Source organism: Pseudomonas sp. RIT-PI-o (assembly GCF_001297215.1).
GTDB classification, from domain to species: Bacteria; Pseudomonadota; Gammaproteobacteria; order Pseudomonadales; family Pseudomonadaceae; genus Aquipseudomonas; species Aquipseudomonas moraviensis_A.
In genome coordinates this window covers 1-12,161 of the sequence record NZ_LHPA01000046.1, presented here as the reverse complement: position 1 = coordinate 12,161, position 12,161 = coordinate 1, and the positions used below count along the sequence as shown (strand labels likewise).

Genomic DNA, 12,161 nt, shown 5'->3' with positions numbered 1-12,161 from the left:
CCGAACCGTCTCGCGGTATAACGCACGCCCCACGCCTGATTCTTTTGGCGTGGGGCGTTTTTTGTGGCCGGGTTTTGCAGCCAGCATTTAGGGCTAGAGAGATCGAACTGCGGGTGGTCTTTTAGAGAGCGCCAGCAAGGGATGCTCGCTCGGGCTGCTCAAAATCAGCGAAAACTGTTTTGGCGATCTGTACCACTGGGTGGTATGTTTCAGGAAGGGATACCTATGTCATTTAGGCTGTTCAAGACCAAACGAGTCGCCCTCCAGGCCAGCAGGGCGTGGATCAGCGATGAAGAGCTACAGGAAGCGTTTCATCAAATGCTTCAGGGACAGGCGGACGATCTTGGTGGAGGCGTTTGGAAGAAACGACTGAATACGAACCGCCACCGTTCGATTGTTTTGGCAAAAGGTGGACATTACTGGATCTACCAAGTGCTTTTCGCCAAGCAGGATCAAAGCAATATCACCCCCATTGAGTTGAAGGATTTACGTAGGTTGGCAAAGGCCTATGCACAGCTGACTGAAGTGCAGATCAGAGACTTGTTGGCGATGAAGGAATTTGTGGAGATATGTCATGAGTAAGAAATTCAAAAGTGAAGTCTTTGAATCCATACACGAATCGGCCGGGGCGTTGCTTGCTGTCGGGGCAATCAGTAAAGCTACGATGCGGGAGTTCGATGAATCCTGTCTGGCTTCGGTCCCCTTAGCTATCCCGGCCGACGAGATCAAAGCGCTACGCGAGCGTAACAAGGTCAGCCAGCCGGTGTTTGCACGCTATCTCAACACGAGTGCATCCACGGTGAAGCAGTGGGAATCGGGTGACAAACATCCCAGCGGTATGGCGCTCAAACTACTGAGCATCGTACAAAAACATGGGTTGAAAATTCTCGCTTGAGCCTGACGCAGCTATTGCACTGAACCCTGACGAACGGCACGGGTCGATTAGCTTGTATGGCTCAAGTGAGCCAACCCCCATTCAGGAGCTGCCCCATGGATTTCATTCGTATCATCATCGCTATTCTGTTGCCGCCACTGGGCGTGTTTTTGCAGGTCGGATTTGGCGGGGCGTTCTGGCTGAACATTCTGCTGACGCTGTGCGGCTACATTCCAGGGATCGTGCATGCGGTTTATATCATCGCCAAGCGTTGAGTCCGATAGCGTCTATTAGATAGCTTTCGTGAGCAGGCTCGCTCCCACACTGGATCTGTGGTGTACACAAGTCCTCTGTGGGAGCGAGCCTGCTCGCGAAAGGCGCGACACGGTTTTCAGTAAACCAGCCCCATCACCCGCCGATAAAACGTCCACTCCTGCTCTAATGCGTGCGCCTGATTGACGGCGCGGCGAAAGCCGTGGCGCTCTTCGGGGTAGTAATGCGCTTCCACCGCAATGCCGTTGTGCTCCAGCGCCGCGACCATATCGCGGGTCTGTTGCGGTACGACCACCGCGTCCAGTTCTCCCTGAAAGAAAATCACCGGCACGCGGATGTTCTCTGCGTGCAGTAGTGGCGTGCGGGCGGCGTAGCGCTCGGCATCGCGTTCGGGATCGCCGATCAGCCAGTCCAGATAATCGCCTTCGAACTTGTGTGTTGCCCGGGCCAAAGCGACCGGATCGCTGACGCCATAGAGGCTGGCGCCTGCGCGGAAGACCTGTCTGAACGCCAGTGCGCACAGTGTCGTGTACCCGCCCGCACTGCCGCCGCGAATGAACGCGCGGTCGCCATCGATCAAGCCCTGTCCGGCAAGGTAATCGACCACCGCGCAGGCGTCCTCGACATCCACCTCGCCCCAGCGCAGATGCAGTGCTTGCCGATACTCGCGACCATAGCCGCTGCTGCCGCGATAGTTGAGGTCGGCGACCGCGAAACCACGCTGCGTCCAATACTGGATGCGCGGGTCGAGCATCGGATAGCACGCCGACGTCGGGCCGCCGTGGATAAACACCACCAGCGGCGGTTTCGTTTCACCGCTCATGGCCGAGTAGAAGAAACCGTGCGCCTCCCCCGAGCCGCTGGGATAACGCAAGGTCTGCGGACGGCTGATGCGTTCGGCGGGCAACGGGGCCACGCCGCCGGCCAATACCTTTACTGCATGAGAGACGCGATCAATGGCGATCACTGCCGACGGGCTGACCGGTGATGCGGCGATGCAATAGACGAACTGTTGATCCATCGCCAAATGGCGGAAGCGGCTGTAGCCGGCGCTGAAATCTTCATCGCCAAAGGCCAGGCGACCGAAACCATCCACGCTCCAAGTGGCTAGAAATTGATCACCGACGGGCAGCCATGTGCAGCCGCCAAGCTGCCAAGGCGCGGGCGCGTGATCGGCCGCGGAGCTGGCCAGCGCCTGCAAGCCATCAGACGTTTCGATCCACGGCTGCCAGTAGCCGCTACGATCCGTCAGGCAACAGAGCCGCCCACCGGCGTCGAAGCGCGGCTGCTGGATCGACTCCTCCATCTGCTCACCGGCAACACAGCGAGGCGCAGAAAAATCGCCTTCAGCGACCATCAACCGGGTCGAAGTCCATGGTTGATGCGGTCGGCTCCACTGGATCCACGCCAGTCGCTGACCATCCGCGCTCAACGTTGGCGCCGCGTAGAAATCCGCTCCCTCCGCCAGCACTTGTCGCATTCCGGTCGCCAGATCAATCGCCACCAGCCGATGCCGATCCTGCTGCTCTTCAACCGCCAACACCCGGCCACCGGCAAATTGCAGATCACCGTAGCGGCAGTCAGTGGACGTCAGCGCGACCGGCTCGCCACCCAGTGCCTGTCGGTACAACTGCTGATCCGCTTCATTGACGAAAACCACGCCGTCAGGCGTCAGACAAAACGCGCCACCGCCATATTCGTACACGCGGCTACGCACGCTGAAGCCATCCGGCGTCAGGCATTTCGCCAAGCCATCGCGCCAATGCCAGATTCGGCATGCGGCATCCTCTGGGCGATATTCATTCCAGAACAGGCCGTGGACGCCGAGCTGCAGCTCAGCGAAGTCGGTTCCGGCGGCAACAGCTTGGGCGGCGCTGAAAGGCTCAGCCCTTGGCGATGAGGCGTGAGTTTCGTTCATTGCGAAAGGCCAATTGTTCGATGGTTTGAGTGGCGGTCTCGGCTTCTTCGCGGGCCTTGAGAATCACGCCGTGATGTTCGGACTTGCTGCACACCGGGTCGGCATTGCTGGCATCGCCGGTAAGCATGAACGCCTGGCAGCGGCAGCCGCCGAAGTCTTTTTCTTTCTCGTCGCAAGAGCGGCAGGGCTCGGGCATCCAGTCGTAACCGCGAAAGCGGTTGAAGCCGAACGAGTCATACCAGATGTGCTGCATGCTGTGGTCGCGCACGTTGGGAAACTGCACGGGCATCTGGCGGGCGCCATGGCAGGGCAGGGCCGTGCCGTCTGGAGTGACGGTCAGAAAGATGCTGCCCCAGCCGTTCATGCAGGCTTTCGGGCGTTCTTCGTAGTAGTCGGGAGTCACGAAAATCAGCTTGCACGGATGCCCTTCGGCTTCCAGTTTGGCCCGGTATTCGTTGGTGATGCGCTCGGCGCGCACAAGCTGTTCCTGGGTCGGCAACAGGCCGACGCGGTTGAGCTGCGCCCAGCCGTAGAACTGGCAGGTGGCGAGTTCGACGAAGTCCGCCTCCAGCGCAATGCACAGCTCGATGATGCGGTCGATCTTGTCGATGTTGTGCCGGTGGGTAACGAAGTTCAGCACCATCGGGTAGCCGTGGGCCTTCACCGCACGAGCCATTTCCAGCTTCTGCGCAAAGGCTTTTTTCGAGCCGGCGAGCAGGTTGTTCACTTGCTCGTCACTGGCCTGGAAGCTGATCTGGATGTGATCGAGCCCGGCCTTCTTGAAGTCGCTGATTTTCTGCTCGGTCAGGCCAATGCCGGAGGTGATCAGGTTGGTGTAGAAACCCAACTGCCGGGCTTCACCGATCAGTTCGGCCAAGTCCTGACGCACCAACGGTTCGCCGCCGGAAAAGCCTAACTGCGCCGCGCCCATTTCCCGCGCTTCGCGGAACACCTTGATCCACTGTTCGGTGGTCAGCTCTTTGCCCTGCTCGGCGAAATCCAGTGGGTTGGAGCAGTACGGGCATTGCAGCGGGCAGCGGTAGGTCAGCTCGGCGAGCAACCACAGCGGCAGGCCGATTTCAGGTTTTGCCGGCAGATCAGTCAAGGGTGAGCCAGTGTTGCTCACGGGCAACCTCCATGAATTGTTCGACGTCGTCACCGAGTTCGGGGACGCCGGGGAACTGCTCGTCGAGTCTGGCAATGATCGCCGCGACATCGCGTTCGCCATCAATCAAGCCGCCGATCAGCGCGGCCGTCTCGTTGAGCTTGATCATGCCTTCCGGGTACAGCAACACATGGCCTGTTTGCGCCGGCTCGTACTGAAAGCGGTAGCCTGGGCGCCAGTTCGGCACTTTGCTGCGATCAAAACTCATAAGGTGATTCCTTTATGCCAGACCCGTTGCTCGGTCACGCTGTGATAGGGCGGACGGTTCAATTCGTAGGCCATGCTCATGGCATCGAGCATGCTCCAAAGAATGTCCAGTTTGAACTGGAGAATTTCCAGCATGCGCTCCTGGCCTTCGCGCGTCTTGTAGTGCTCAAGGGTGATCGCCAGACCGTGCTCGACATCGCGCCGCGCCTGACCGAGGCGGGTGCGGAAATATTCATAACCGGCCGGGTCGATCCACGGGTAATGCTGCGGCCAGCTGTCGAGGCGTGACTGGTGGATCTGTGGCGCGAACAGTTCGGTCAGCGAGCTGCTGGCGGCCTCCTGCCAACTGGCGCGACGGGCGAAGTTGACGTAGGCATCGACGGCGAAACGCACACCGGGCAGCACCAGTTCCTGGGAGCGCAATTGATCCGGGTCGAGGCCGACAGCCTGGCCGAGGCGCAGCCAGGCTTCGATGCCGCCGTCTTCGCCGGGCGCGCCGTCGTGGTCGAGCAGGCGCTGAATCCACTCGCGACGAATCTCGCGGTCCGGGCAGTTGGCGAGGATCGCCGCGTCTTTCAGGGGAATGTTCACCTGATAGTAGAAGCGGTTGGCGACCCAGCCCTGAATCTGCTCGCGGGTGGCGCGGCCTTCGTACATCGCCACGTGGTACGGGTGGTAAATGTGGTAGTAGGCGCCTTTGGCGCGCAGGGCCGCTTCGAATTCGGCCGGGGACATTGGCGTGTCAGTCATGTTTGTTCTCCGGGGAACAACCCTAGAAATCTTTTCTGTTTGCACTGGCCTCTTCGCGAGCAGGCTCGCTCCCACAGGTTGATCGCATTCCAAATGTGGGAGCGAGCCTGCTCGCGAAGGGCCGCGCATCGGTATCTACGGCTTACAACACAATACTCATGCCATCAAACGCCACTTCAACATTACGCCGCGCCAGTTCCGCGCGTTCCGGCGAATCTTCGTCAAGAATCGGGTTGGTATTGTTGATGTGGATAAGCACCTTGCGCTGCTCGGGCAACTGCTCCAGCACTTCGAGCATGCCGCCGGGGCCATTCTGCGCCAGGTGGCCCATCTCGCGACCGGTGCGGGTGCCAACGCCACGACGCTGCATTTCATCGTCGTCCCACAGCGTGCCGTCGACCAGCAGGCAATCACTGCCCGCCATGATTTCCAGCAACGGCGCATCGACCTTGCCCAGCCCTGGCGCGTAGAACAGCTTGCCGCCGGTGTTGAGGTCTTCAACGATCAACCCGATGTTGTCGCCCGGATGCGGGTCGAAACGGTGCGGCGAATACGGCGGTGCGGCGCTGCGCAACGGCAGCGGGGTGAAACGCAGGTTCGGGCAGGCCGCTACGGTGAAGCTCTGGTCGAGTTCGATGCGGTTCCAGTCCAGCCCGCCGTTCCAGTGGGAGAGCATCTTGAACAGGGGGAAACCGGTGCTGAGGTCTTCGTGAACCATGTCCGTGCACCAGACCTGATGCGGGCAGCCTTCGCGCAGGCTGAGCAGGCCGGTGGTGTGGTCGATCTGGCTGTCCATCAGGATGATCGCGCTGATGCCGGTGTCGCGCAGGGCCCGACCCGGCTGCATCGGGGCGAAGCTTTGCAGTTGCGCGCGGATGTCCGGCGAGGCATTGCACAGCACCCAGTTCACGCCGTCATCGGAAATGGCGATGGACGATTGGGTACGCGCCTTGGCATTCAGGCTGCCGTCGCGAAAGCCTGCGCAGTTGACGCAGTTGCAGTTCCACTGCGGAAAACCGCCACCGGCGGCCGAACCCAGAATCTGGACGAACATGAACGCTCCATCATTTCAACGCGGAAAATAAAACGCCCCGGCGAGCCGAGGCGTTGCACTGCAATCCTGCGTAAGCAGAACTCAGCGGCTGGCGAAGTACATGGTGACTTCGAAGCCGATACGCAGGTCGGTGTAAGCAGGTTTGGTCCAGGCCATGAGGTGTCTCCTTCTGTGGGTTGGGATAGCGCTATCCATAGGTATAGTCCACGGCAGCGCGATGATGTTCCAATTAGTTAGGCGGCTATGTTACTCAAAATTTCAGCGTAATGACCCGTGAATCTTTGAGAAAGCTCCTTGCAGCTTCGGTAATGATCAGTTTGCCGCCTGCCACGGCGCGCCGGGCATTGGTTCATTGGCCAGGCAATGGTAGCCGCCGTCGACATTGATCAGGCGTTGCGCAGCGGTCAGCAGGTCTCGCGTATCCAGTTGATTGATCGCTGCGACCAGTTGCTCACGGTAATCCGACGAATGGCCGGCGAGTTTGCCCTGCCACAGGAGTTCGGCGGCGTCCCTGGTGGCTAATGTGGCATCACTGAATTGCTCGGCGAGGCTTTCGCGCTGCTGCTTGATACTGGCGTCACCGAGCGTTCCGATCATGGCTGGAACGCCGTTGAGGAAATCCTGAATGTGTTCAAGCAAGGTGACCACCGGGGTTGCAGGCGACTGCACGGCGAAGACGATCGCAGTCGTCCCGTGCAACTGACGCAACGCACTGAATACGGCGTAACCCAATTGCAGTTCGACGCGCAGGCGCTGGTAGAACGCCGTCTGGCACAGCTGTGCGAGCAGGCGCCAAGCGGCTTCATCAGCGATGTCATGGCTGGCGGTCGGGCAGATGAGCAGCAAGGCATGTTCGGCGGAGGCCGTGTCGATTCGGCTCCAGCGGTACTCGGCATTGTTGTGCAGAGTAATCGGCAGCTGATTGTCGGGCGTGCCGGGAATGCGGCTGAGCGCCAGGCCCATGGCTGATTGGGTTGGTTGGTCGAGCCCAAGGGCGAGGCCGTCCCAGCGCGAAGTTGTCCACAGGCGTTTGGCGTCATCGCTGGCTTCAATCCTGGGCAAGGACGTTTGCGGTAACGCTTCAAGCAATTGGCGCAGCGGCATCGAGGGTATCTGTGCCTCGTCGCGCGGCGAATCGGTGTCAATCGTCGTCAGACATTTCAGCGCATGCTCCAGGACGCTGGGCATTGATTCTTGCAGCCCCGTCATTTTCAGCAGCCATTGGTTGCCCGCAGCACTGAAAGACAGATCCACTCCGGCCTCTGACGCATCCTGTCGTGTCTGGCGCAGACTGCGTTGCAATCGTGAACGCAGATCAGCGCTGGCCGCCGCCTCGACCTGCCAACGCAGATAAATTGCGCCTTCATCGCTGTTGTCCGGCAACGCCTGACTGAAATGCATCGGCGAGCGTTCCCGGCGGCTGCGCGAGCGATCCTGGGCGAACGTGCGCAGGCCACGGTGGGCGCTGGTCTGGCCGCGAATCAGACCAGCGTTGGCCAGCGGTTCACTGGCCCGTAAGAAAGGATTGGCGGCGGGCAGATGCCAATGGTCGCTGAAGTTATCCACAACACCGATTTCGTGAAGGATGTGCTCAAGTGCGGCGGCACCCGATTCGGACAGGCCGAATGCTTGCTGCTCAACGTCGAGCCGCGCCAGTTGCAACGCTCCGCTGACGTGTTGTTGGCGCTGAAGCAGGGCGGCGTATTCCTCGCGCAATGGCGTCCAGTCCTGCTGGGCGAAGAAGCTCAGCCAGTCCAGCAGCTGTTCGTTAATGGCATGCAAGCGGTCGCCATCGGCATTGAGTTGCAGATGCAGCAACGCCTGCCCGGCAAATTGATAAACCGGCACGGCTTTCAGGCTGTCAGCCAGATTCTGTTGATGCAGGTACGCGAGCAACCCACCAGGTTTTGCGCTGTTCAACCAATGACAGAGAAAGGCCATCGCCTCCGCGGATGACTCGGGTAAGTCGTCGAAGGCCCATAACAGGTTCGCGTGAGCGCCGACCTGTTGATAACTTTTCACTGTCAGCGGTAGCGGTGTGGCTTGGGCAACTTTATCCCCAACCGGCAAGACAACTGCGAATTGCTGCGCCAGCTCTCGGAGCGCATCGACGCTCTGCGGCCCAACCAGACTCAGGTGCATTTGCCCGGTTCGATAAAACCTTTGATGGAAACCTTTCAGTGCCGTTTGAAACGCCGGCGAATCCACCTGCAGGCTGTGCCGATTGCCCGCATGAAACCCGCGCAACGGGTGCTGCTCTGGTAAACCGCGGTACAAGGCAAATTGCTGCTGTGCGGTCGGATCTTGCGACCAGGCGACGAATTCTGCCTGTAGCACCTCCCGTTCACGCCGTTGATCGTCCAGATTCATACGTGGCCGGGCGAGCATGTCTGACAGACGCTCGAGCCCTGCGCCGAACAACGGCACGGGCAGTTCGAAGAAAAAGTCCGTGGTGCGTTCGCGGGTGCTGGCATTCACCTGCCCGCCGTGACGTTGCACGTAGGCCATCAGCCCTTCGTTTGTCGGAAAACGCTCGGTGCCGAGAAACAGCAGGTGTTCAAGAAAATGCGCCAGCCCCGGCCATGCCAACGGCACGTCATGGCTGCCGGCCGCTACGCGCAATACGGCAGCGCTGCGCTTGAGGCCGGGCACGTGGCGCAGGGTCACGCGCAAGCCATTAGCCAGAATTTCAGTGTGGGGGAGGGGACGAGTCGGTGCAGGCATGGGCACTTCCAGAACAGTGAAGTGCCCATGCTAGCGGATTAGCGACGGTTCAGCGCGCCGTAAAGCTCGGGACGGCGATCGCTGAGATAGCGGTTGGCCTGGCGTGAATCATTCATCAGTTGTCGGTCCAGTTCACCGACGATCAGCGCCTCGTCCAGACCTGCCAGGGCGATGCGGCTGCCGTCCGGTGCGGCCACGCTGCTTTGCCCGCAGTACTGAATATCGCCTTCATGCCCACAGTAATTGGCATAAGCCACGTAGCACTGGTTTTCGAAGGCGCGGGCGCGCACGGTGACGTCGGCGACGAAGTCGAACGGAATCATGTTTGCCGTCGGCACCACAATCAGCTCGGCGCCGGCCAAGGCCAGACGACGAGCGTTTTCCGGAAACTCCAGGTCATAGCAGATCAGGAAACCGAGTTTCCAGCCGTCCAGCTCTACCACCGGCAACTCTGCTTCGCCGGGGCTGAACATCGACCGGTCAAGGTCGCCGAACAGATGCGACTTGCGGTAATTGCACAGGCGCTCGCCGTGGGCGTCGATCAGTTGCACGGCGTTGTAGATGTGCCCGTCGGCGGTGCGCTCCGGGTAACCGTAAACGATTGCCAGACCCGCAGCCTTGGCGATGCGCCCGATCTGCTGCGCCCATTCACCGTTATAAACCTCGGCCAGCGTGCTGACCGCTTCGGCGCCGATGTTGTAACCGGTGATGAACATCTCCGGCAGCACCAGCAGGTCGGCGCCCTTGGCCTCCATCGCCACCTGGTGCAGGCGATGCAGGTTGGCGACGGGGTCCAGTGGCAGCGGTGGACATTGGTAAACGGCTACGCGCATCGGGGAATCCTCTTACTCGGGCAGGGCGATAGGGCCGATGTCTTTGAACACATCACCCGGGCCCGGGTTCTCTTTATGTGTCGAGCCGCCGAAATGTTTCATGATGCCCCACACCGCGTTGAGCGAAGTCTGCACCGCGCCTTCGACCCATGCCGGTGTCCACGAAACATCGTCGCCGGCGATGAAGATTCCGCGCTGCTCGGCCGGCATGTCGTCCTGCATGAAGTGCGCGTACATGCGCTGGTTGTAGCGGTAATGGCCGGGCAGGGCGCCTTTGAAGGCTCCGAGGAAATACGGATCGGCTTCCCACGACACAGTGATCGGATCACCGATGATGCGTGCGGCGATGTCGACTTTCGGGTAGATCTTTTTCAACGCGTTCAAGGCCAGTTCGACGCGTTTTTCCACCGGATGCGGGAGCATTTTCAACGCGTCGCTCATCCACGAGTACGACAGGCAGATCACCCCCGGCTTGTCGTCACCGTTGTCGAACAGATAGGTGCCACGGGTCAGGCGATCGGTGAGGGTCATGCTCATTACGTCGCGGCCGGTTTCCGGGTCTTTGTCCTTCCAGAATGGCCGGTCGACCATCACGAAGGTTTTTGATGACTGCATATAGCGCGTGCGGTCGAGGGCCATCCACATCTTCTGCGAAAACAGGGTTTCGTCGCATTCGATCTGCGTGGTCAGCAGCCAGCTCTGGCAAGTCGTCAGCACAGCGGCGTATTCACGGGTGTCACCGTTGTTGTCGGTAACGGCGAAACGGCCCTCCGGCGCATGGGCAATTTTCTTCACACCGGAGCGCGGCGCGCCACGGTGCAGGGATTTCAGGCTGGTGCCGGCCGGCCAATGTACGCAGCGTTCCGGCACATGACGCCAGATGCCTTGCGGCACCTGCTCGACGCCGCCGACTACCAGGTGCTGGTGATCGTCGCAATTGGTCATCACGACGCGGAAGATTTCCAGCATCGAATTGGGGAAGTCCGAATCCCAGCCGCCAGTGCCGAAGCCGACCTGGCCGAACACTTCACGGTGTTGGAACGACAGTTTGGCGAAGGCTTTCGAGGTGGCGACGAAGTCATAGAAGGTCCGGTCGTCCCATAGCGGCACCAACTTGTTCCACAGTTCTTTCAAACGCGGCACATCCCGGTCGCGAATGGCCTGCTGGATAACGGAAAACTGCGAACCGGCTTCCAGCGCATCCGCCCAGGCGTCGGCAACTTCCTGGAACAATGCAGGAAGATCCTTCAGGCTTTCGGCGTAATAGGTTTCGCCTTCCAGATCGATCACGGTGCTGCCCGAAGCGCCGGTCAGCGGGTTGGGGAAAGGCTTGGTCTCGAGGCCGAGCTTGTCGACGTAGTGATAAAACGCCGTGGAGGACACCGGAAAGCGCATACCGCCGAGTTCGGCGACGATGGCATCGGTGCCGTTGAAGGCCTGCGAGCGCAGACGACCGCCGAGCTTTGACGCCTCGTACACCACCGGCTTCAAACCGAGTTTCATCAGTTCATACGCAGCCACCAGACCGGCGATGCCCGCGCCGACAATCGCCACTTCAGCGCCATGGTGCTCTTCAGGAATGCTGCCCAGACCCGCCGGATGCTCGATCCAGTCGTCAAACGCGAACGGAAAGTCCGGACCGAAAATGGTGACTGGTTTTTTCCCGTCTGCAGGATGACGATTGTTCGTGTTCATGGCTGACCTTGTTGGCGACCCGACGCAGGATTCGCGTCTGAGTATAGGAAAAGATGCCAGCCATTCTAGGGAGCGTGGAGCGCGTTAATAAGACGCAATGTGTCGTCGTTTTGCTAGATTAGCGATCATTATGACGAGCGGCGACTACATACCGACCAAAATGTGGCAGCGAGCCTGCTCGCGGAGAGGCTCTGAAATTCACCCGAGAACCTCGATCAAAACCTTAAACCGGCTGCCCCCGATCAATCTTGCTGCTCAAAATGATCGACGTCGTGGTCTTCTCCACCCCATCAACGCTGCCAATCTGATCCAGCAATTGGTCCAGCTGCTCCGGCGAATCAGTGCGCAACCACGCCACATAATCAAACTCGCCACTCACCGCACACAGCTGCTGCACCTGCGCCATCGCACTCAAGCGCCGCAGCACATCCTTGCCGGAGCGTGGCTGCACCTTGATCCCGACGTAGGCCTGCAAGCCACCATCGACCACGCGCTGACCGAGGCGCACACCATAGCCGGTGATCACTTTGGCTTTTTCCAGCCGGGCCAGGCGCGACGTCACCGTAGTGCGAGCAATGCCTAGCTGACGGGCGAGCATGGCCACGCTTTCGCGAGCGTTGATTTGCAGCGCGGCGATCAGCTGGCGATCGATTGCGTCGAGGGTGGGG

General features: G+C 60.1%; 13 protein-coding genes. 3 read left to right on the top strand and 10 right to left on the bottom strand.

What is annotated here, in order from left to right:
• Positions 1-225: 225 nt before the first annotated feature.
• From AEQ63_RS25370 to AEQ63_RS27515, 3 genes are all read left to right on the top strand, one after another.
• A complete protein-coding gene (locus AEQ63_RS25370; RefSeq protein ID WP_064365283.1) occupies positions 226-582 on the top strand; it encodes a type II toxin-antitoxin system RelE/ParE family toxin in 357 nt (118 codons plus the stop codon).
• A complete protein-coding gene (locus AEQ63_RS25365) occupies positions 575-895 on the top strand; it encodes a helix-turn-helix domain-containing protein (protein WP_064365282.1) in 321 nt (106 codons plus the stop codon). Before AEQ63_RS25370 ends, AEQ63_RS25365 begins: the two co-directional genes overlap by 8 nt.
• 95 nt (positions 896-990) lie before the next feature.
• Positions 991-1,149, top strand: a complete 159-nt coding sequence (locus AEQ63_RS27515) for a YqaE/Pmp3 family membrane protein (protein ID WP_003228885.1) — start codon at positions 991-993, stop codon at positions 1,147-1,149.
• A 116-nt stretch (positions 1,150-1,265) separates the two neighbouring features.
• Here the strand turns inward: AEQ63_RS27515 and AEQ63_RS25360 are convergent, their stop codons facing one another.
• From AEQ63_RS25360 to AEQ63_RS25320, 10 genes are all read right to left on the bottom strand, one after another.
• On the bottom strand, positions 1,266-3,065 hold the full coding sequence (locus tag AEQ63_RS25360; protein ID WP_064365281.1) for a S9 family peptidase: 1,800 nt from the start codon (positions 3,063-3,065) through the stop codon (positions 1,266-1,268).
• Positions 3,031-4,170, bottom strand: a complete 1,140-nt coding sequence (gene pqqE, locus AEQ63_RS25355) for a pyrroloquinoline quinone biosynthesis protein PqqE (protein ID WP_173867412.1) — start codon at positions 4,168-4,170, stop codon at positions 3,031-3,033. The genes AEQ63_RS25360 and pqqE overlap by 35 nt, the downstream gene beginning before the upstream one ends.
• Positions 4,163-4,438: a pyrroloquinoline quinone biosynthesis peptide chaperone PqqD gene (pqqD, locus tag AEQ63_RS25350; RefSeq protein WP_064365279.1), complete on the bottom strand. Its 276-nt coding sequence runs from the start codon at positions 4,436-4,438 to the stop codon at positions 4,163-4,165. The genes pqqE and pqqD overlap by 8 nt, the downstream gene beginning before the upstream one ends.
• On the bottom strand, positions 4,435-5,187 hold the full coding sequence (gene pqqC / locus AEQ63_RS25345; protein WP_064365278.1) for a pyrroloquinoline-quinone synthase PqqC: 753 nt from the start codon (positions 5,185-5,187) through the stop codon (positions 4,435-4,437). The genes pqqD and pqqC overlap by 4 nt, the downstream gene beginning before the upstream one ends.
• Before the next feature lie 142 nt (positions 5,188-5,329).
• On the bottom strand, positions 5,330-6,241 hold the full coding sequence (gene pqqB, locus AEQ63_RS25340) for a pyrroloquinoline quinone biosynthesis protein PqqB (RefSeq protein ID WP_064365277.1): 912 nt from the start codon (positions 6,239-6,241) through the stop codon (positions 5,330-5,332).
• 81 nt (positions 6,242-6,322) lie between these two features.
• Positions 6,323-6,397 (bottom strand): pyrroloquinoline quinone precursor peptide PqqA, encoded by a 75-nt coding sequence (gene pqqA / locus AEQ63_RS27510; RefSeq protein ID WP_003444522.1) that lies wholly within the window; start codon positions 6,395-6,397, stop codon positions 6,323-6,325.
• A gap of 156 nt (positions 6,398-6,553) precedes the next feature.
• On the bottom strand, positions 6,554-8,965 hold the full coding sequence (pqqF, locus tag AEQ63_RS25335) for a pyrroloquinoline quinone biosynthesis protein PqqF (protein WP_064365276.1): 2,412 nt from the start codon (positions 8,963-8,965) through the stop codon (positions 6,554-6,556).
• Between the two features lie 38 nt (positions 8,966-9,003).
• A complete protein-coding gene (locus AEQ63_RS25330; protein ID WP_042606688.1) occupies positions 9,004-9,798 on the bottom strand; it encodes a carbon-nitrogen hydrolase family protein in 795 nt (264 codons plus the stop codon).
• Positions 9,799-9,810: 12 nt separating this feature from the next.
• A complete protein-coding gene (locus AEQ63_RS25325; RefSeq protein WP_064365275.1) occupies positions 9,811-11,493 on the bottom strand; it encodes a flavin monoamine oxidase family protein in 1,683 nt (560 codons plus the stop codon).
• A 223-nt stretch (positions 11,494-11,716) separates the two neighbouring features.
• The coding region (locus tag AEQ63_RS25320) for an Lrp/AsnC family transcriptional regulator (RefSeq protein ID WP_236705284.1) at positions 11,717-12,161 on the bottom strand (445 nt) is incomplete at its 5' end.

Bases quoted from the DNA above. Each gene is read 5' to 3' on its own strand.
- AEQ63_RS25370 (WP_064365283.1), top strand. From the start codon at position 226: ATGTCATTTAGGCTGTTCAAGACCAAACGAGTCGCCCTCCAGGCCAGC.
- AEQ63_RS25365 (WP_064365282.1), top strand. From the start codon at position 575: ATGAGTAAGAAATTCAAAAGTGAAGTCTTTGAATCCATACACGAATCG.
- AEQ63_RS27515 (WP_003228885.1), top strand. From the start codon at position 991: ATGGATTTCATTCGTATCATCATCGCTATTCTGTTGCCGCCACTGGGC.
- AEQ63_RS25360 (WP_064365281.1), bottom strand. From the start codon at position 3,065: ATGAACGAAACTCACGCCTCATCGCCAAGGGCTGAGCCTTTCAGCGCC.
- pqqD (WP_064365279.1), bottom strand. From the start codon at position 4,438: ATGAGTTTTGATCGCAGCAAAGTGCCGAACTGGCGCCCAGGCTACCGC.
- pqqC (WP_064365278.1), bottom strand. From the start codon at position 5,187: ATGACTGACACGCCAATGTCCCCGGCCGAATTCGAAGCGGCCCTGCGC.
- pqqB (WP_064365277.1), bottom strand. From the start codon at position 6,241: ATGTTCGTCCAGATTCTGGGTTCGGCCGCCGGTGGCGGTTTTCCGCAG.
- pqqF (WP_064365276.1), bottom strand. From the start codon at position 8,965: ATGCCTGCACCGACTCGTCCCCTCCCCCACACTGAAATTCTGGCTAAT.
- AEQ63_RS25330 (WP_042606688.1), bottom strand. From the start codon at position 9,798: ATGCGCGTAGCCGTTTACCAATGTCCACCGCTGCCACTGGACCCCGTC.
- AEQ63_RS25325 (WP_064365275.1), bottom strand. From the start codon at position 11,493: ATGAACACGAACAATCGTCATCCTGCAGACGGGAAAAAACCAGTCACC.